Source organism: Shewanella sp. WXL01 (genome assembly GCF_012263345.1).
Taxonomy (GTDB): domain Bacteria; phylum Pseudomonadota; class Gammaproteobacteria; order Enterobacterales; family Shewanellaceae; genus Shewanella; species Shewanella maritima.
In genome coordinates this window covers 69,266-86,588 of record NZ_JAAIKQ010000006.1, presented here as the reverse complement: position 1 = coordinate 86,588, position 17,323 = coordinate 69,266, and the positions used below count along the sequence as shown (strand labels likewise).

12 protein-coding genes and 1 pseudogene are annotated in these 17,323 nt (G+C 43.3%); 4 read left to right on the top strand and 9 right to left on the bottom strand.

What is annotated here, in order from left to right; translation table 11 throughout:
- Nucleotides 1-240 precede the first annotated feature (240 nt).
- Together G3R49_RS14270 and G3R49_RS14265 are read left to right on the top strand one after the other, a co-directional pair.
- Nucleotides 241-3,450 carry a DEAD/DEAH box helicase gene (locus tag G3R49_RS14270; RefSeq protein WP_167870140.1) on the top strand — a complete coding sequence of 1,070 codons (3,210 nt, stop codon included), beginning with the start codon at nucleotides 241-243 and terminating at the stop codon, nucleotides 3,448-3,450.
- A gap of 185 nt (nucleotides 3,451-3,635) precedes the next feature.
- Nucleotides 3,636-3,866: pseudogene (locus G3R49_RS14265) on the top strand (4-oxalocrotonate tautomerase family protein); the annotation flags it as partial.
- A gap of 227 nt (nucleotides 3,867-4,093) precedes the next feature.
- Here G3R49_RS14265 and G3R49_RS14260 read toward each other — a convergent pair.
- The 6 genes from G3R49_RS14260 to G3R49_RS14235 form a co-directional block, all read right to left on the bottom strand.
- Nucleotides 4,094-5,497: a CDP-glycerol glycerophosphotransferase family protein gene (locus G3R49_RS14260; protein ID WP_167870138.1), complete on the bottom strand. Its 1,404-nt coding sequence runs from the start codon at nucleotides 5,495-5,497 to the stop codon at nucleotides 4,094-4,096.
- Nucleotides 5,498-5,621: 124 nt separating this feature from the next.
- On the bottom strand, nucleotides 5,622-6,035 hold the full coding sequence (locus tag G3R49_RS14255; RefSeq protein WP_130602109.1) for an adenylyltransferase/cytidyltransferase family protein: 414 nt from the start codon (nucleotides 6,033-6,035) through the stop codon (nucleotides 5,622-5,624).
- A gap of 47 nt (nucleotides 6,036-6,082) precedes the next feature.
- Complete coding sequence (locus G3R49_RS14250) at nucleotides 6,083-7,555, bottom strand: sugar phosphate nucleotidyltransferase (RefSeq protein WP_167870137.1); 1,473 nt, start codon at nucleotides 7,553-7,555, stop codon at nucleotides 6,083-6,085.
- Nucleotides 7,556-7,619: 64 nt separating this feature from the next.
- Nucleotides 7,620-9,677 carry a WecB/TagA/CpsF family glycosyltransferase gene (locus tag G3R49_RS14245; RefSeq protein WP_167870136.1) on the bottom strand — a complete coding sequence of 686 codons (2,058 nt, stop codon included), beginning with the start codon at nucleotides 9,675-9,677 and terminating at the stop codon, nucleotides 7,620-7,622.
- Between the two features lie 385 nt (nucleotides 9,678-10,062).
- Nucleotides 10,063-11,121 (bottom strand): glycosyltransferase family 2 protein, encoded by a 1,059-nt coding sequence (locus G3R49_RS14240; RefSeq protein WP_130602115.1) that lies wholly within the window; start codon nucleotides 11,119-11,121, stop codon nucleotides 10,063-10,065.
- Complete coding sequence (locus G3R49_RS14235; RefSeq protein WP_167870135.1) at nucleotides 11,118-12,515, bottom strand: oligosaccharide flippase family protein; 1,398 nt, start codon at nucleotides 12,513-12,515, stop codon at nucleotides 11,118-11,120. Before G3R49_RS14235 ends, G3R49_RS14240 begins: the two co-directional genes overlap by 4 nt.
- A 388-nt stretch (nucleotides 12,516-12,903) precedes the next feature.
- Here G3R49_RS14235 and G3R49_RS14230 point away from each other — a divergent pair, with 388 nt between their 5' ends.
- A complete protein-coding gene (locus tag G3R49_RS14230; protein ID WP_130602119.1) occupies nucleotides 12,904-13,272 on the top strand; it encodes a hypothetical protein in 369 nt (122 codons plus the stop codon).
- Nucleotides 13,273-13,380: 108 nt separating this feature from the next.
- On the opposite strand, the gene G3R49_RS14225 is transcribed toward G3R49_RS14230, so the two are convergent.
- On the bottom strand, nucleotides 13,381-13,737 hold the full coding sequence (locus tag G3R49_RS14225; RefSeq protein ID WP_130602121.1) for a hypothetical protein: 357 nt from the start codon (nucleotides 13,735-13,737) through the stop codon (nucleotides 13,381-13,383).
- Between the two features lie 557 nt (nucleotides 13,738-14,294).
- On the opposite strand from G3R49_RS14225, the gene G3R49_RS14220 reads away from it, so the two are divergent.
- Nucleotides 14,295-14,540, top strand: coding sequence for a hypothetical protein (locus G3R49_RS14220; RefSeq protein ID WP_130602123.1), 246 nt, complete (start codon nucleotides 14,295-14,297; stop codon nucleotides 14,538-14,540).
- A 1-nt stretch (nucleotide 14,541) separates the two neighbouring features.
- Here G3R49_RS14220 and G3R49_RS14215 read toward each other — a convergent pair whose 3' ends face one another.
- The gene (locus G3R49_RS14215; RefSeq protein ID WP_130602125.1) at nucleotides 14,542-15,810 is read right to left on the bottom strand and encodes an O-antigen ligase domain-containing protein; all 1,269 of its coding nucleotides are present in this window, start codon (nucleotides 15,808-15,810) and stop codon (nucleotides 14,542-14,544) included.
- Nucleotides 15,750-17,321, bottom strand: coding sequence for an exopolysaccharide biosynthesis protein (locus G3R49_RS14210; protein ID WP_210147230.1), 1,572 nt, complete (start codon nucleotides 17,319-17,321; stop codon nucleotides 15,750-15,752). Before G3R49_RS14210 ends, G3R49_RS14215 begins: the two co-directional genes overlap by 61 nt.
- Nucleotides 17,322-17,323: the final 2 nt, after the last annotated feature.

The window sequence follows — 17,323 nt, the reverse complement described above, 5'->3', positions numbered from 1 at the left end:
AGTTATAAAAACTGTCCATTTTTTATGTATTTTTCTCATGAATTTATTGATTTAATTATCTATCGATTGTAGCTCACAAAATCATTGAGAAGGCGGATATTAGTTATAGCTATTGCACGCCATCTTCCATAAAATGGATAGTTAACTTTTTCAGACGCGCTTAAATTTTTTGTGTTTGTGAGTGTCGATGACCGTCGATTTCGCAGGCAAGGTAAATGCGTCATTTGTGTTGGTGTTTAGATGTCGGCAAAACTGTTCAACCTTCCTATCAAATTGTCACATGAGTTGGTGGCAAAGCTTTTCAGTGCGACTCAAATTCAAAAAGCGCAAAATTATCTTATTCAAGGTCGTGTGCTTGAAGTTACTGCGAGTAAAGGCAATCACAATATTGAAGCCTATGTGCAAGGCTCTGCCGATGAAGCCTATCGTCAAGAAATCACCCTTGTGAATGTTAACCACAAGGTGGTGATGCGCTCACACTGTACTTGTCCTGTGCGCACCAACTGTAAGCATGTCGCAGCCGCGATGCTGGCGTTAATCGATAAAAAGCCAGTTGAAGAGCAAAGATTAAACCAGTGGCTGAAGCAGCTTGATGAGCTTAACAGTGATCAGCAACAAGATGCTGAGTTTGAGCAAGAGCTAGACAGGGTTATTTATATATTCTCAAGTGATCCCCACGGTGTATTTGTCGAATTTAAGCGCTCGCGATTGAATAAAAAAGGCTTGTATAACAAGGGCAGTAAATTGCCTTTGTTAGAGTTAAAGCAGAAGCTTCCTAGCTGGGTTGATAGTGAAGACAAGCAAATCATCCATTTACTATTAGGTGGTAGCAGTGGCTCTAAGGTTTATCTTGAAGGTGAGTTTGCTTACCTTGCTTTAGGTAAAATTCTTGCTCAGGGCGTCGGGTTTTGGGAAGAAAACCGCACGCCAATAAGCTGGAGCCCGGCCATCGCGCCAGAGTTTGTTTGGTGTGAGTTAGATAAAAAGCAAACGCAAATGCAAATGAGCATGCCAGGTTTGGAAAACTGGGAATTTGTAGCCACAGAGCCGGCAATGTTTGTTGAGCTTGATTACCTAAAAATGGGGCATATTCAAACCGAGTTGACCGTAGACAAGCTCAAGTTATTGCAGCATATGCCGCCCGTGCCTGTCGCTCAGCTAGAAAGCATCAGTCATACAATGCTGCGCCACTTTTCGCCTAAAACAGTGCCTGTGCCAAGCGATATTGAGTTTTACGAGATTGATGAGCCGTTGCAAGCTGTAGCGACTTTTACCATGGCTAAGTTAAGCAACGATGACACAGTGCAACCTGTGCTGGCATTAAGCTTTAAATACGGTGGTGTGAGTGTTGCTGCAAGTTTGCACTCAGAGCGTATTTCTCTAGTTAAAAAAGGTAATGTTCAATACCAAATTCATCGCAATGTTACCGAAGAGCAAGCGCTCATTCAGCAGTTTTTAGAGCACTCGCTCACCGTTATCGATAAAAAGCTGTACCCATCAAATCAGCAAGGGTTGCTGTTCACTGCGGGTTATATTCCAGAGTGGATTTTTGCTTGGTCAGAGTTATCTCATCAAGGTGTTGACTGGCTAGAGTCAATCGGTGTTGAAGTGGTCTTTGATGATGCTTTTGACCTAAATATTATTGATGCCAAGCTTGATGTCGATTTAGTTGATGAAGATGAGTCGGGTTGGTTCTCGCTGTCACTTAATGCTGATATCGAAGGGCAAAACGTGCCGCTGCTCACGCTTGTTGCGCGCTGGCTACAGCAAAACGGTGAGCCTGACGATGAGCAAGCCCTGTTGTTGCCAGGCCCAAATGGTCAGTTCATTAAGGTCAAAGCCAAAGCGATTAAACCTTTGGTTTCTATCATTCAAGAGCTGTTTACACGCCACAATCAAGAAGTGCTTGAGGTGCCACGTAATCGTGCCCATTTGCTTAATGAATTATCAGAAAGCGAAGTGAGATTGCTTAATGGTGAACGGGTACGAAAATTAGCCACCAAGCTAAAGTCGTTTAACGGCGTGCAAGATGTGCCATTGCCACAAGGCTTGAATGCCGAGCTGCGCGATTACCAAAAGCAAGGCTACAACTGGTTATGCTTTTTAAGAGAGTATCAACTTGGCGGCATTTTGGCTGACGACATGGGGTTAGGTAAAACTTTACAAACATTGGCGTTTTTGCTGCGTGACAAGCAAGCCGCTCACGAGACATCACCAAGTCTCATTGTATGTCCTACGAGCCTTGTGGGTAACTGGTTAAAAGAAGCGAGCAAGTTTACCCCATCGCTCAAGGTTGCTGTTATTCATGGCGCTAAGCGTCAGCAGTATTTAGAAAACCTTGAATCATTTGATGTCATTGTCACAACCTATCCGCTAATTCTGCGCGACTATGAGTCGTACGAACATATTGTATTTGAGCACATTGTACTGGATGAAGCCCAGTTGATTAAAAACGATCAAGCCAAAGTGACTCAGGTGATCAAAACCCTTCGCGGTCAGTTTAGGTTGTGTTTATCAGGCACGCCGCTTGAAAACCATTTAGGCGAACTAAAGTCGTTGATGGACTTTTGCCTGCCAGGGCTGCTTGGTCAGCAAACCTTCTTCCAGAAGCACTTTAGAGGCCCGATTGAAAAGCAAGGTGATGTTGAGCAAAGCAAATTACTCACTCAGCGTGTCGCGCCATTTATGTTGCGCCGTACTAAAAAAGAAGTGATGGCAGAGCTGCCACAAAAAACCGAAATTGTGCAGTCGCTAACCCTTGAGAAAGATCAGCGTAACCTTTATGAGTCTATTCGTTTAGTGATGGAGAAAAAGCTGCGCGAGCTGTTTGCTAAACAAGGCGTGTCTAGCAGTCAGATTGAGTTCTTAGATGCACTACTTAAGTTGCGTCAGGCGTGCTGCGACCCTAGGCTGGTTAAGCTTGAACAAGCTCAATTAGTGCAAGATAACGCCAAGCTTACTTGGCTTAAACAAAACCTACCCGAGATGGTAGAAGAAGGGCGTAAAATCCTCATCTTTAGTCAGTTCACCTCTATGCTGCATTACATTGAGCAGGAGATGGAAGCGCTCAATATTCCATATAGTAAGCTTACTGGGCAAACGCGGGACAGACAGCCGCAAATTGACGCGTTTCAAGATGGCGATATTCCAGTGTTCTTGATTAGCTTAAAAGCGGGTGGCACAGGGCTTAACCTTACTGCCGCAGATACGGTTATTCACTTCGACCCATGGTGGAACCCCGCTGCTGAGCGTCAGGCGACAGACCGTGCTCATCGCATAGGGCAACAAAACCCTGTATTTGTGTACAAGCTTATTGCTCAAGGTACAGTGGAAGAGAAGATTCAGGAGATGCAGGTGCATAAGCAAGGGCTAGCAGACAGAATTTTATCTGATACCGCTAAAGGCCCGTGGCAAGGCAGTGCTGAGGATCTTCTATCTCTGCTAAGTTAACAGCATAGTGAATTGTGCCAATCATGTTTGATAAACGCCGACGTTAATGTCGGCGTTTTTATGGAAATCTGCTAATCGTCAGAATTAATTTGTTGGCAACGACAAGTTCCACCCTTGGTGCTATATACAGTGAGACCATTGCGGTTTAAAACTGCTTAACCTGAGTTCAAACAACGTTTGAACCGAGCGTTAATTCGATGAGGAAAGGGAAAGCCATGCCATACGTCAATGTGCAGATCACCAAAGGTGCAAGTCGCGAACAAAAAGCTGAGATAGTTAAAGATATTACTGACTCTTTGCAACGGGTATTAGGTAAAAAGCCGCAGCATACTCATATTGTCATTCAGGAAATTGAACCTCAAGACTGGGGCTTTGCCGGTATGCTCACAGATGATTGGCTTAAACAACAAGAATGACCAGATAAAGTGCTTTGGTTATTTGTAGTGACAAAAACTCATGCGTTGACGGTTAATTAATCTTGTCAATATTTGGTGGTGTTAGTAAAACCTATTCAATTAGAAATGGCGTTTGACGATACCGCACCTCAGTAACGACATAAGTTGCTGGCAATTATATTACGGTTGGCCGTTAAGCTCTTAGCTACACAGTTTCTAGCGTGACACAATTAAAAGCTTACTAGTGCTCAACCGTAAATTTGCCACCACTTGGCTCGCTTACCTTTAGAGCGATAACGAGACCTGGAGTTTGGGGGAGTCTCAGAACTTGGAGCTTGACCTTGCTGCTTTGCTAACCAATTGTCTATAGCCTCGAAACTTGAGATGTTGCCATGCTGCCAGAACATCTGAGTTAGCTCAGCTTGTAACTTCTTGTTTAGTAACTGTTCCTCCTCTGAGTTAGCTTTTGCTACATGTGCTAGATATTCAGTTAACGCCGCAAAATCCGTTAAAGTTGGGCCGACCGCAGGCATGCTTGCAACATAATCATATTGTGACCGGCAGTCCTGAGTGAACATTTGCTCATCGAACTTGAACAAAGCAATGGCCGTTTTTCTCTTATTCACGAACTCGACTTGTGAGTCGTCAACTTCAGCAGAGCAACAATGCGCGTCGCTCGCGAGTGCATCAATAAAGATTGATGAGTAGTCAGAAATCAACACGTCAATGTCATTCAAAATGGCATAAATATCTTGCCAGTGTGATATGTCAATAATGTGATCGTGGTGACCAAAATCAGCGGCAAGATGTTGCTCATTAGGGTGTAATCTCAATAGCATAAGCTGATTGTTTTGTTTAAGAGCCAGGTTGAGTTGGTTAAAGTCTATCGCGGCAAGATAGGGGTTGGAACCATTGCCATCTAGTAAGCTGTCTCGCCATGATGGTGCATACAGTACCAACTGAGGTTGCTTAACAGCACTTGCTGCTGTGCCCGCATCAATGATGCTTTTTAACGTTTCTGGCATTTGCTGTTTGTTTTTAAGGTGAGAATAGCGCTGGAAAAAGTCTGTACGGGGATTGCCACAGCGTAGAAAGTTATCAGCATTTATTTCAAATGCACTAGAGAATAGAGCTTCAACCAAGGGGCTTGGTGCTAACATCAAATCAGGTCTAGTATGTTGCTGATGGTATAACCCATTAGCAATCAGATGCTGTTGCCAATTACGCGGCCTAAATACTTGGTTTAACGGGCCATTGTTAATATCGTGCTCGATGCGCTTTAGTGGAGAGCCATGCCATAGGTTGATTTTAACTGCACCATTGGCAAGGTATTGATTCACATCGCCAATATAACTGTTATATACATAGTATTTAGCAGTAACCGAGTGGAAGACGCCCAATAGCGACCAACGGTAGTAGGCGGTCAGACCTTGCTGGTTAAGTTCACGTATCAGCTGTTTGTCGCCAGAAATCCAAATAGCTTTGATATTTTTTTGCTGCAGCCAGTGCAAATAAAGGTACTTGCTGTTATCAGCAAACTTGTTTTTATAACAACCGCAGACAGCCTTGTGTTGACGTGGAATTATCCAGGTTAAAGCTTGGCAAACCGTCACAATAGTCCACTTAAGCGATGCCTTCGATAATGTCATCATCGTTTTTATGCTGCTTTGGATGTGCTGCATGAACCTCATCGTTCGTCCCTTTTGACTAGTGTTCAATAGTTTATTGTTGCTCAAGCTCTTTCGTTTAAGCATTCCCTGTCTAATAACTTCCAGTTTAGGCGCTTAGGGCTTGAGCCGGATTAAAAGTTGCTAGTGACGCCTTAATTTCTGTAGTGGAGATTGCTTGAGTTCGGCGCAAATACATGACCTGACAGATATCGCTTAAGTCATCAAACTTGCCTAGCCAGTCATCTCCAATGGCAAAAATATCGGCGTTTAAACGTATAATGTCGCCGCGCTTTTGTTGCCAGTCTTGCTCTGGAATTACCATGTCCACGTATTTGCAGCTTTCAACTATTTCTCGGCGTTCTTGGTAGCTAAAGTAAGCCGCTTTGTTCTTCATCGCATTAAACTCGTCAGTTGATACGCCAACGATTAATTTGTCGCCAAGTTTGCTTAAGCGCTTGAATAAGCGAATATGGCCAATGTGGAATAAATCAAAGGTGCCGTAGGTAATAATAGTTTTCATAGCCTTGTCCTCAAACGGTTAAATGCAACTGATTTGTCTTTCTTGCCCTAAGAACGGGTTGCCAACAGCTTTTGCAGGTATCCCCATTGGGATAAATTGGCATATTCAAGCTCGATTAAATCTACTTCTTCTTTAGGTGGTTTGTTTAAAAACAACTGTACGGGACCAAAAACGCCGTATCGTTTGTTTGGTTTTTGCGGCGCTGAACTATCAAAGCTTGCGTCTTTGTCTGTTAATTCGGGAGCGGCGCCAAACAGTTGCAGTTTGCCGCTTAGTACGTGTTGCAGCTTAGGAAGGTGGCGCACGAGAGGGTTTTTGCAGTTAAGCTCAAACATTTTGATACTGCCACTTTGGTTGTCTTGAGCCTTGTAGCTAATCCAAATATTGCGCTGACCCTTCATTATGCCCTGAAAAATGCTTATCACCATGACCGGTAAGCTTAAAAGCAGCAGCATTAATGAACATAGCTTTTGTCCTGCGCTGACCCTTTGACTTGGGTTAAGCCCAGTTTGCTCACCATTGATATGTGCAGCTGTTGGTTTTTGGTGGGCAAGATGTTGACCTTGTAGAGTAGGTGAGTTAACCGCTGCGATAATATTGTCATCATGAATGGTGACAACTTGACCAGAGATTGCATTGATAAGGGTGTTTTCAACTACGATCATATTATCTAAATTTAGGCCGTCACCTATGCTGGTGTTGTCCATCACTATGCTGTCTTTAATGCTCGATTCACCAACATAAGTGTGTTGTCCTAGGCTGACATAACCGCTGATTTTTGCGTTGGCATCGATATGACTAAAAGCACCAACACTGCCATTGAAATGCTGCGGTGAAGTTAAATGCACTTGATGTTCAAGCCATTGGTTTTTATTTGGGTTTACCTGCCTACCTGATAAGGTAAATTTTAGAGGATGCGTCAAAATATAACGATTGGCGGCGATGATACTGGCGAAGTTATCTAGGTAGAAACACTCACCATGTAATATCTGGCTAACACTGGCTTTTTCTACAGTTGACCCACAAGTCGCTGCTGCTTGATGGTTAGCTGTCAACGGCCAGTCCAGCATTGAAAGATGTTCTTTCGCTGCAGGCAGCATCAAGATGCCGGGGTTTGCGCCATTAAGCTTGGCGCTAATAAAGGTGCTCGGCATGTGCTGACACAACTCTATATATTCTGAAATAGAGGCGGCGATAATCATGTCGCCGCGGATCAATAAATTCTTGGTGTTAGTATCAAGCTTGAGTTTATTCAATACGGACGCGACTGACTCTTGGGGTTTACTCAGCACATAGTCAATCTCAATGCCCCAGCGGCTGCCGTCTTGTAAGTGGTCTTTTAGTTTGCTGATGTCATTAGCGGCTACCAGTGTCGCGCGCGAAAACCCTGCTTGTTTCAAATTATCTAGGGTGTACTCAACAACCGCTTTATTTGCCACTTTCATAAGTGCTGGGCAAAAGTAATCGTTTAGCGGAGCAAGTTCATTGCCGTTGCGATTTGCAAATATGATGGCTTGCATTATGCGACCTCCTAGTGAGTATGAGTCAGCCTACGTTATTGAATTGTCTTAAGCTCTACTTGAGTTAGTATGCTCCACGGGCGAATAAAACTGCCGGTATGGTTTTCAATAACAACTTAAAATCCTGTGTAAATGACTGTTTATAAAGGTAATCAACATCTAGTTCTACTTGACGGTCAAAAGGGATATCTGAGCGTCCAGAAACCTGCCAGATACAAGTGATGCCAGGTTTAGTTAGCAATCTGCGATGATCTGAAGGCTGATATTGGCTTACCTCACTAGGTAGTGCAGGTCTTGGGCCAACTAGTGACATTTCGCCAATAAATACGTTCCAAAGCTGCGGAAGCTCATCAATAGAGGCTTTGCGAATAAAACGTCCAACACGGGTTACTCTTGGATCGCTTTTCATTTTAAAGATCACGCCACCACGCATTTCATTTTGCTGTTGCAATTTGGCAAGCCTTGCTTCTGCATCAATAAACATCGAGCGAAACTTCCACATGGTAAAAGGCTGGTTGTTAAGCCCTGCACGAGTCTGGGTAAATAAAATCGCGCCCGGTGATTCAATACGAATTAACAGTGCTGTGATTAATAGCAGTGGGCTTAATAACAGCATCAAAATAGCGGAGGCGACGATGTCAAAGCTGCGTTTTGCGACTTTGGCTGCTAGTAGTTTTAAGTAATAACGCTGTTTACGACGTGAAGCATATTTCAATTTGTGGTGACTAAAGTGACCAATTGGGTTGGTTTCAATAGCGTTGCCAACTTTTTCATCATCCGATTGCGGCGTACTCGTTGTACTAAGTGCTTTACTTACTGCTTCTAAACCTGTTTTCAGTTTAAATTTTGTTTCGATAACTCGCAGAACAAACAAAGGGTTACCAATAAGATAGCGACGCCACATGCGCACAGGCTCCTGCATCAAGCGCCACGTCCATTCCATACCAATTTGACGAATTGCAACGGGGGCACGGCTAACTCGCTCTGCATAAAAGTCGAATAACCCACCCACGCCCATGGCAACAGGTACTTGCAGTCTATGTTGGTATTTAGCAATCCAGTTATCTTGAGCTGGTGCACCCATGGCAACTAAAAGAATCTTCGCGCCGGATTGATTTATCGTAGCGATAACCTCATCGACTTTCGCTTCATCAAAATACCCATCCTGAGTGCCAGCGATCTTCAGCCCTGGGTGGGCAGCAACAAGCTTGTTTGCGGCTTGCTGGGCAACGCCTGGCTTAGCACCAAGTAAGAAGAGTGGCAGTTGTTGCTTGGCTGCTTTTTGGCATAGCAGCGGTAGCATATCTGTGCCGTTAACATTGTCCTTGACGGTAAACCCTAATAACTTACTCGCTAAGCGAATACCGCTGCCATCAGCAAAAACCTTGTTGGCTTGAGCTAGCGTTTGGCGGTATACATCATCTTTGTATGCAGTATTCAAACAGTCAGTGTTTACGAAACAAAATTGCTGACATTGGTTAGGGGTCGAACTCAGCCCTTCAAATATGTTGGGTTGCGTATCCTTAGCTGTGTTGACCACGCTGTTGATGGCTTGCGTCATCGTCAGGTTGTCGATGCAAACCTTAAATATCTCGAACTTATTTTCAACCGGCTTTGGGCCCGTTTGGGGTTCAGTCATGACTTGTGGTTCAATGCTGAGCTTTGATTTGGTTGAAGCTAGGGCGTAGCCGATGATGCATCGACCAAGAGTGACTAAGTAGTTGCCAATACTGTGATTTAGGTGAGGATCGTCAGTAAACTTGTCGTAACAAATGCCCATTTGTTGATGCATTTTCTCAAATGACATTAAACCAGGGCGCACTGTATAAGGCGTTGCTTCAATCACTGCATATTGAGCTCTACTACCAACATAACCCATGTCACCAGTCAGGACATTGTACAGATGCAAAATACCTGAGAATCTGCCACGTGTGAACTGATACTGGTTGAACATATTCATGTGACCGTGAAATTGGATTTGTTCGAATACCTGCTCTCCTCGAGCGAGTAAGTAAAGTGCTTTGACTATCAATAGTGGGCTAAGCACGATTAAAAGCATCATCGCGCTGATGATTTCAAATACCCGAATGCTGAAGGCTATTTGATTAATATGAGTACGCATAATGACCTCTGCTTAGCTGTAGTTGTACTTTGATACAGTAGATAAGCTAAGAATGTGCCATGTTTATTAATACGCTGTTTTTATTAATTTTGTTTTGATTTTTAAGCTTTCTGATAGTTGAAGGTATTGAAGTGTTTTTGAATTTGCGAATAGTTTTGATAGGCATCTTGCAAGCTGCGAATTTAGATACGCCTATGCAAAAAATTATTAGCGACAAGCAAGAACCTTGCTTTACCAATATATGAAAGCAAGCTGAACGATAGAAAGCACTGTTAACTTAAAATCTAGGGTAAGTTAGTTTACAGTGCTTGTATCAGTGAGGATTGAAAGAACCATAGTCGTAATCATTCAAGTAATGTGCTTCGTTATCGGTTTAGTTATTGACTTAACTATCTGCTTTACCGAGCGAATTGGTTACTTTTGTACCGGCTTCGCGGTTGATACGATACTTTTGCAAGCTACCAATCATACGTTGTCCTAGTTGCTCACAATACTGGTAGCAAAATTGAGGTAACAACCATTGTAAGTATGCTGCCGACAATGTCGTGAAGGTACGGCTAGTTTCATCAACGATGATTCTTGGTGAGGTCGCAAGTGCGCGTGTAACTAAAGTTGCAGCCATTTTGCCATCGTTAATACGAATGGCTTGTCTTGCAAGATACCTTAGTTGGTATGCTCTAGCTGTTTGCTCATGCTTCGCTAGCACTTTAGGTGCGTATATCCTTGCCCTTGCAACCATTTGCTCCCAAGACTTTAACTGCTTTAATAAGTTGGCAGACAAACCACCATGGTTTAAGCGATAAAAGGTTAGTGGCTCAGGTAAGCCTTCCATTTTCCACTTAGTTGTAGTGATCAATCTAAACCAGCACTCAATATCTTCAGATTGTCTGAAGTCTTCATCAAAGTAACAGCTATATGCTTGCTTGCCATGATGTGCAAAACGAATGTCATTTAATGCACTGCGACGCAAAACTGGTGCGGAGCCATTACCCACAGGGTTGCGACATAGTAAGTGCGCACCATCAATATCGGTTAGCTTTGGCATTTGGTAAAAATCCATCGGTTCACCGTCAAAAGTAATAAACGCGCTGCGAGAGAAGCTAAGGCCAAGTTTTGGGTTGTCATCTAAATGCTTGGCGTGCTTTTCAAGCTTAGTTGGATGCCATAGATCATCACTGTCGATAAAGGCGACATAACGACCGATGGCATGGCGAATACCTGTGTTGCGCGCCGCAGCTAAGCCGCGGTTGACAGGATGATTAATGATACGAATTCTCGGATCAGAGAATGACTCACAAATGCTCAGGCTATTGTCGGTTGCACAGTCATTTACGATTAGTAGCTCAAAGTCTGTAAGCGTTTGTTCTAATACTGAAATAATCGCTTGTTTTACGAATTTTTCTACATTGTAGACTGGCATTACCACTGAAATTTTTGCACTCATAATGATTCTCCTATCGAAAGGTGAGCGTTAGTACGAAAAACCTTGTTGTAGCTGAAATAGAACACTGCTGGCATCAATGTTAAACAGCACAGCATGACAGCTTGCGCTACCGCGAGCGTGGATATTTGTGCTCCTACTATGATGGCTGCGGCTAGCGTCGCTGTTAAAAATAAGTTGATTTTGAGGTTGAGCTTGCCCAGGTTGTTTGCCAATAACAACTGGCTTGCCGCTTCTGCTAATGGTCTTGTAAGCCCGCTCAAGCATAAAAAGGTAAACAGGCTCAAGGCATCTGTAGCTAACCATTTGTCACCGTAAATAAAGGGCACGTACCAAGGAGCTAGTGCCGTTTGACTAATAATAATGACGCTGGTGACAGCCATGATGGCAAAGCTGCTATTGATGAATTTTCTGCGCTGACAGTCTTGCGTATTCTCGGACTTTAATGCCTGAAGTTTGCTTTTGCTGTGTGAGCAGATATAGCTGTAAAATGCGGTGCCAAAACTGTTAACTAGGCCTAGGCTTATTCCTAGACTAATGTTGTAAACAAAGAAGTAGACACCTAGCGCTTCTAACCCCAAAAAGTAGCCAATTAGCAAGTAGTCAATATGCTGTCTTAAGGCGATGACGACATCGCTTAATACCACGGGGACACCAGTTCTAAGCAACATAGTGCACTGTGACTTCGCAGTATTGAACTTGGCTGATAAATAGCCAGTCTGGCACTCGCGTTTTGCACTGCCGTGCGAGGGCAGTGGATTTTGATAACGATGAACGGCTATCCATACAAAAATGACCAACACTTTGGGGATGATAACTGCCCAAATTCCCATGCCTGCTATGGCCAGTAGTGCGGTTAATACGCCATCGGCTATTGTTTGCCAAAGGTTGGCACGACCAACTATGCGCATCTTGTTGTTGCGAAGGTTTAGAGTGGCGTAATTCATCCCTAAGGGCAGCAATAGAAAACTTGCTGACATGACGATCATGGGCCAAAGCAGTGACGGCATTTGGTAATAGTAAACAAGCCCAAAGCCAACGATGACCATCAATAGCAACGCAAAAACGCAAACGATGATGTTGACCCAATTGGCACTACTTAAATGTTTAGCAAAATCTTCATCGTTCATGCGGATTAAGGTGACCGAGGTAATGCGTCTGGTAAGCGTACAGATGAGCTCAAAGCTGGTGACGATAATGGCAACCTGACCAAAGATTTCTGGCGTAAAAATTCGCGCCAGTAAAATGCTAGAAACAACCCGAACTAGTCGGCCACTAAATTGTGCGCTGCCTAACCAAAGCATACTTTTGCCAAGTGCAGAAAAGCCCGCGATAGCCTGGCTATACGCACGTTGACTGGTTTGACGGCAAGTTTGCCATTTTGAGGCTAAAAACATAACAATTCCTTACATTCTCGATTAGTCTTGTTAGCATCTGTGGTTTACGATGACCGGCATAAAAGCTACGTTGTTAACGGCTTAAGCTATATGAATCTGCTGATGACTTAAACTGTACGATTTTGCTAATAGCTTAGTGACATGTTATTGAGTTATCATGTTTCGTGCCAATATTGACGCTGACCATTCAAGGTATTGTATTTAAAAGGTTTTCATATTTTTTTTAATGATTTAAGCTGTTTGGTTTCATGCCGCAAGTAGCCAGAAATATTGAGTGTTGCAAACAAATTGCAAATTGTTCGCAAATTGCAAATTGCATGGACTGTGAAGGACTGAGGTTGTTAAGCGCTTTCGAAGATCAAAGCGAGCAAGGTGTTAGGGGTAACATTTGAGATCTGTAAATTTAACTTTTGTGACGACGATCGTGTTGACCTTAGCATTGGTAGCACTGCTCACGGTCGGTTGTAGTGAAGAGCCAATAATTAAGCGCTCTCCGATAAGTGACGACCCTAGTTTGCTGGCAAATGCTAAGCCCATTACGTGTACATACGAGGTTCTTGAGAAACTTGAACAAGGTTTAAGTAGTCAAGACGGTCATGGTCATGGCCCAGACATTGGTAGCGACGAGTGGTTTGGCGTAATTGAGTTTAAGCTTGATATTCAGTCAAACGCTTCATTACCTGAGCGCGGCACAGACAAGTGGTGTGACTATATGCATCAACAAATGCTTGCTAAGCAAGTGCATATGGCTGAATAGCAGAAAGATTAAAAGTCGGATAAACGAGCTAGTATACAAAAGGGCAATCATCATGATTGCCCTTTTGCCTTTTGCAACTAGCCTTAATGGTCAATTGCTATTAGCGCCTTAGAACATCCAGCTAGTTGGGTTGTCAATTGGCTGATTTGCATCAAGTGCTTTAAGCCCTTTGATACAGCGAACGACTAACCAAATCGCGGTAAACAGTAAAATGAACCAGCCGATAATCAAAATGGCGGTGAGTGTGCCGATGAAAATGTACAAAAAGCCAATCCAGAATGTACGAATTAAGAACTGATAGTGGCTTTCAAGATAGCCCTTTGCCTCGCCCTTATTAATGTACGCGATAACAACACCTATAATGCTCGTTACACCAAACACTAAGCTAACCAAATATAAGATATATGCAATTTTGGTGGTGTTTTTAAGTTGTTCTTGGCCGCTTCCTGCCTCTATTTCACTCATTGTATCTCCTACAAGTTTTTACTTTGCGCAGCCATGGTTGCGCAATAATTATTGTTTTACTTTAAAATCTCTGCCGCCAAATTTATCCCTGCTAGATGAAACTTAGGCAAGCAATCAATAACTTAGCAGTGAACAAACCTTCAAGCAATGCGAAAAAGTGACCATTTGATGAAGTTTTGGCAGCTTAATTTACCGTATGGTATTTAGGCCTTGGTTTTACGGCGAAGCACTATGTTAATGAAGTAAAGGGATTTTTTGTAAAGTGTTAGCTGACGCATAGGTTGATAATAAGTATGAGTGTCGTTGGAGTGATATTGCCGGTGCAATTAAGCCTATCTATTAAATCATGGTTGATACTTATATGAACAAGAGCCAATGCTCTTTAGAGCAACATAAGGGATAAAACTGACAACGTTGATTGGTAGGGTGATAAACGTGAAAATCCATATGCTAAAAATACGCGATGCTGATGATACAGTTGAGAAAATGATAATATTAAGATAGACCTGAACCAAATCCAGAAGACAGTGAGTTTGTTAAAAGCGAGTGTTGGAGTCATGAACAGTAAAATCAATGAGTTATTTTTCGAAGACGGTGAAGCATTCATGTTTGTGAATGACGTAGATGATATGTTTGATTTAAGCGATTATATGTGTGGTTTTCATCGCATTTCGATTTCTATGTCTAATGAGAATTTAAATGGTAAAAAAGTGCTAAAGGTTTGTTTTGGGGACTTAGTTGATCCTGTAAAGCTCAAATCTGCTCTTGACAGTTACTTTGAGGAAATGAATATTCAATCCTAAGTTAGCCAGTTACCATTGTTTGTTCATTGTCTGACTCCGTATGAAAAGCCATACCAAGTACCAGTAACCCTGGCCAGAAAAGGTAAGCAAGGATCTCCAGGTTTTCACCAAAGGTATACAAAGTTAGTAGCATCAAAATAGCTAACCCAACCTTGGCTATTTGGCTGTTGAAGATGCGCAGCAATAATGCGCAAAAGGTTAGCATCATCGGCACGAATAGTGCGATTGCACCAACAATGCCTTTAACGAACAATAAACCATACCAGGTGTGGTGGGAGCCAATTGGCATGTATTCGACCATATGGGGACCGCGATGCACTATGCCGTGACCAAAAAAGATAGCTTCGTTCCACCAGCGTTCAATTGCGATATCTGCAAGTGCTTCACGTACGCGGCTTGAGTCAGCCCTTGCAGACTTAAAAGCCGTTATGGTGCCTGTGATTGCTTCAATAATTTTGTCGCCAATAGCACCAGCTGCCAACAGCACTGGGCTTATTAGAAAGTACATGACAGGCGAGCGAACCCAGTGCAAGCAGCTAAAATAACCAAACAAGGTGATGTAACACACAATACCAAGCCTAGAGCCGCTCATTAACACCATCAATAAACTGCCTGCGATACCCCACATGCGCCAGTTGTAGCTTTTCTCTTGCAGTGCAAAGATAAAGTACAAATTGCCAAGCATGCCAAGTGCTGGTGCCCACGGGGTAAAGAGTCGCCAGCGTGGTAAGCCACTGCCAGGGTCGATTTCATACAAGCTGACTGAAAAGAACTCTGGGCCAGGGCCTCCAATGATACTCAGTGGTGAGACATACAGCGTCTTTGGTAAGCCAACTAGCCAGGCAAGAATGAATACTGGCAACAGCATGACAGTATATTTACACACCTTACATGCGGCGCGATAGATGATCTCTACGCGGATATTGAGGCAACTTAGTGCTGGGAATATTGCCAAAAGCGCCCAACCTTTAGCCCAACCTATACTGGACTTGATTAACTTGGCAATCCCTAACCCTTGCTCAAGATGGCCAATCACCAATGCCAGTAACATAAAGCACATACCAACAAACCATAGGTAGTGCAGGCCAGTTAGCGCTTTAAGAGGTTGGCGATACATCTTAGCGCTGACCATTTTTATAAACAGCAACCACGCGAGAATTGGTGCTATGGCGTAAAGCGCTCCAAGTAGCCAGAACACATGGCTGAAGACTATTGCGCCATAGACGGCTTTTTCGTCAACATTTTGCGGAGTAAGGGTTTGCGTATCCATAAAATGCACAGTCCTGTGATTGACATTAATGAGGCGCCAAGTGCTGCCACAACCAATAAAATCATAGTTAGATTATTTGGCTTTGCAGGCAATGTTGGTGGCGAAAGCAACTGTAACATAGGGTAAGCAGTAAACACGTCCGCTTTGCTAACATCCATTTTGGCGATCGCTGAAGTTAAAATTGCAGTGGCAAGTTGGTGCTCGCGGTGCAAATCTTCAAGCTTAGCTGCATCGTCATTGCTGTATTCAAGACGTTGCTCCCACTCAAGGATCTCACGATCTAGTTTGTCAAGCTCTTGCTCTAGGCCTTCTCGCTCGGCATTGATTGCAATTAAGGTTTCAAATAACTCTGCACGACCATCAATATCATCAATGGTGAGTATATCAACCAGTTGTGCGCTGCTAGTCCCTTGTGAAGATATTGCCAGTAGTGCGTTAACTTGATCATTTAGTGCCTGATATAGTTCAGCTTTCTCTGCGGCCAAGGTTGTCATTTGCGGATGGTTACTACCATAATGCGCTGACATTTCATGACGCTGTGTCTGGATTAAGTTATAACTTGCGACCATTTGACCAATCAGTTTGTCGTTGTGTAGTTTCAATAGCTTAGCCGCAAGCTTTGCATCAGTATTTAGCCTTGTTGCCAATGCACTTTCTTTTGCTTTTAAACCATTTAGTTTAGCGACTTGCGTTACGCGGCTGTGACGTAAACGCTCGATAGTGATTGCTAACTCCTTAAACTGGTCTAGTGACACTAATCCCTTGTCTGATTGAAAGTCCAAAATCGCTTTTTGAGTTAAGTCGACTTTGTTTGAAAAGCCACTTAAACCGCGGCGAATGCCGCTTTCACGCATGGCAACTTCATCAGCACGTAAATCATCCAACATAGCTTGTAAACTACGGTATAGTGCCCACGCTTTTGCTTGAGCGGTCGCTGGATCTTTGGCTGAAATACTAAACTCCATCAATCCTGTTTGGGTCGGTAGTTTAAGCTTTGGTTTCTCAATTTTTCCTGTGCCAAGCCCTGCAAGTTGGCCTGCACGAATAAGCAGTAGTTCACTATTAGCAATCGCTTTATAGTTCTCCCTAGGGTCGATGGCAGAGCTTAAATAAGGTGAGCTTGATGAAGTTGTTGCCTGGCCTAAACTTTCAAGATTAACCAGAGCGCCAGCGCCATTGCCAGGTAAAATCACTGTCCACTTACTGACATATTTCGTTGGCGCCATAATTATCAGCATGCCAGCTACTACCCAGATAACAAGCAACGCAGCGGCAGCTGTTTGAAAATACAGGCGTTTACGGGAGGCATGAGTTAGCTTACTACCTTCAACAACAGCCTGTTTTAGCCATAAAAGATAGGCTAGCTCTGTGATGCTTTGGGTATCTGTTTTCTGTGCTTGCTGCTCATTTAAGTCGAATAACTGCGCATTATTTGATGCATCACTAGTTGTCGTATCATGAGTTGTTGCATCTTGAACTGGCGCATCATTTTGTTTGTTAGTTTTACTCATCT

Excerpts from the sequence above, each read along its gene's own strand:
- G3R49_RS14240 (WP_130602115.1), bottom strand. The coding sequence starts at position 11,121 with ATGAGTGCAAAAATTTCAGTGGTAATGCCAGTCTACAATGTAGAAAAA.
- G3R49_RS14270 (WP_167870140.1), top strand. The coding sequence starts at position 241 with ATGTCGGCAAAACTGTTCAACCTTCCTATCAAATTGTCACATGAGTTG.
- G3R49_RS14210 (WP_210147230.1), bottom strand. The coding sequence starts at position 17,321 with ATGAGTAAAACTAACAAACAAAATGATGCGCCAGTTCAAGATGCAACA.
- G3R49_RS14245 (WP_167870136.1), bottom strand. The coding sequence starts at position 9,677 with ATGCGTACTCATATTAATCAAATAGCCTTCAGCATTCGGGTATTTGAA.
- G3R49_RS14255 (WP_130602109.1), bottom strand. The coding sequence starts at position 6,035 with ATGAAAACTATTATTACCTACGGCACCTTTGATTTATTCCACATTGGC.
- G3R49_RS14215 (WP_130602125.1), bottom strand. The coding sequence starts at position 15,810 with ATGGATACGCAAACCCTTACTCCGCAAAATGTTGACGAAAAAGCCGTC.
- G3R49_RS14235 (WP_167870135.1), bottom strand. The coding sequence starts at position 12,515 with ATGTTTTTAGCCTCAAAATGGCAAACTTGCCGTCAAACCAGTCAACGT.
- G3R49_RS14250 (WP_167870137.1), bottom strand. The coding sequence starts at position 7,555 with ATGCAAGCCATCATATTTGCAAATCGCAACGGCAATGAACTTGCTCCG.
- G3R49_RS14260 (WP_167870138.1), bottom strand. The coding sequence starts at position 5,497 with ATGATGACATTATCGAAGGCATCGCTTAAGTGGACTATTGTGACGGTT.
- G3R49_RS14220 (WP_130602123.1), top strand. The coding sequence starts at position 14,295 with ATGAACAGTAAAATCAATGAGTTATTTTTCGAAGACGGTGAAGCATTC.
- G3R49_RS14225 (WP_130602121.1), bottom strand. The coding sequence starts at position 13,737 with ATGAGTGAAATAGAGGCAGGAAGCGGCCAAGAACAACTTAAAAACACC.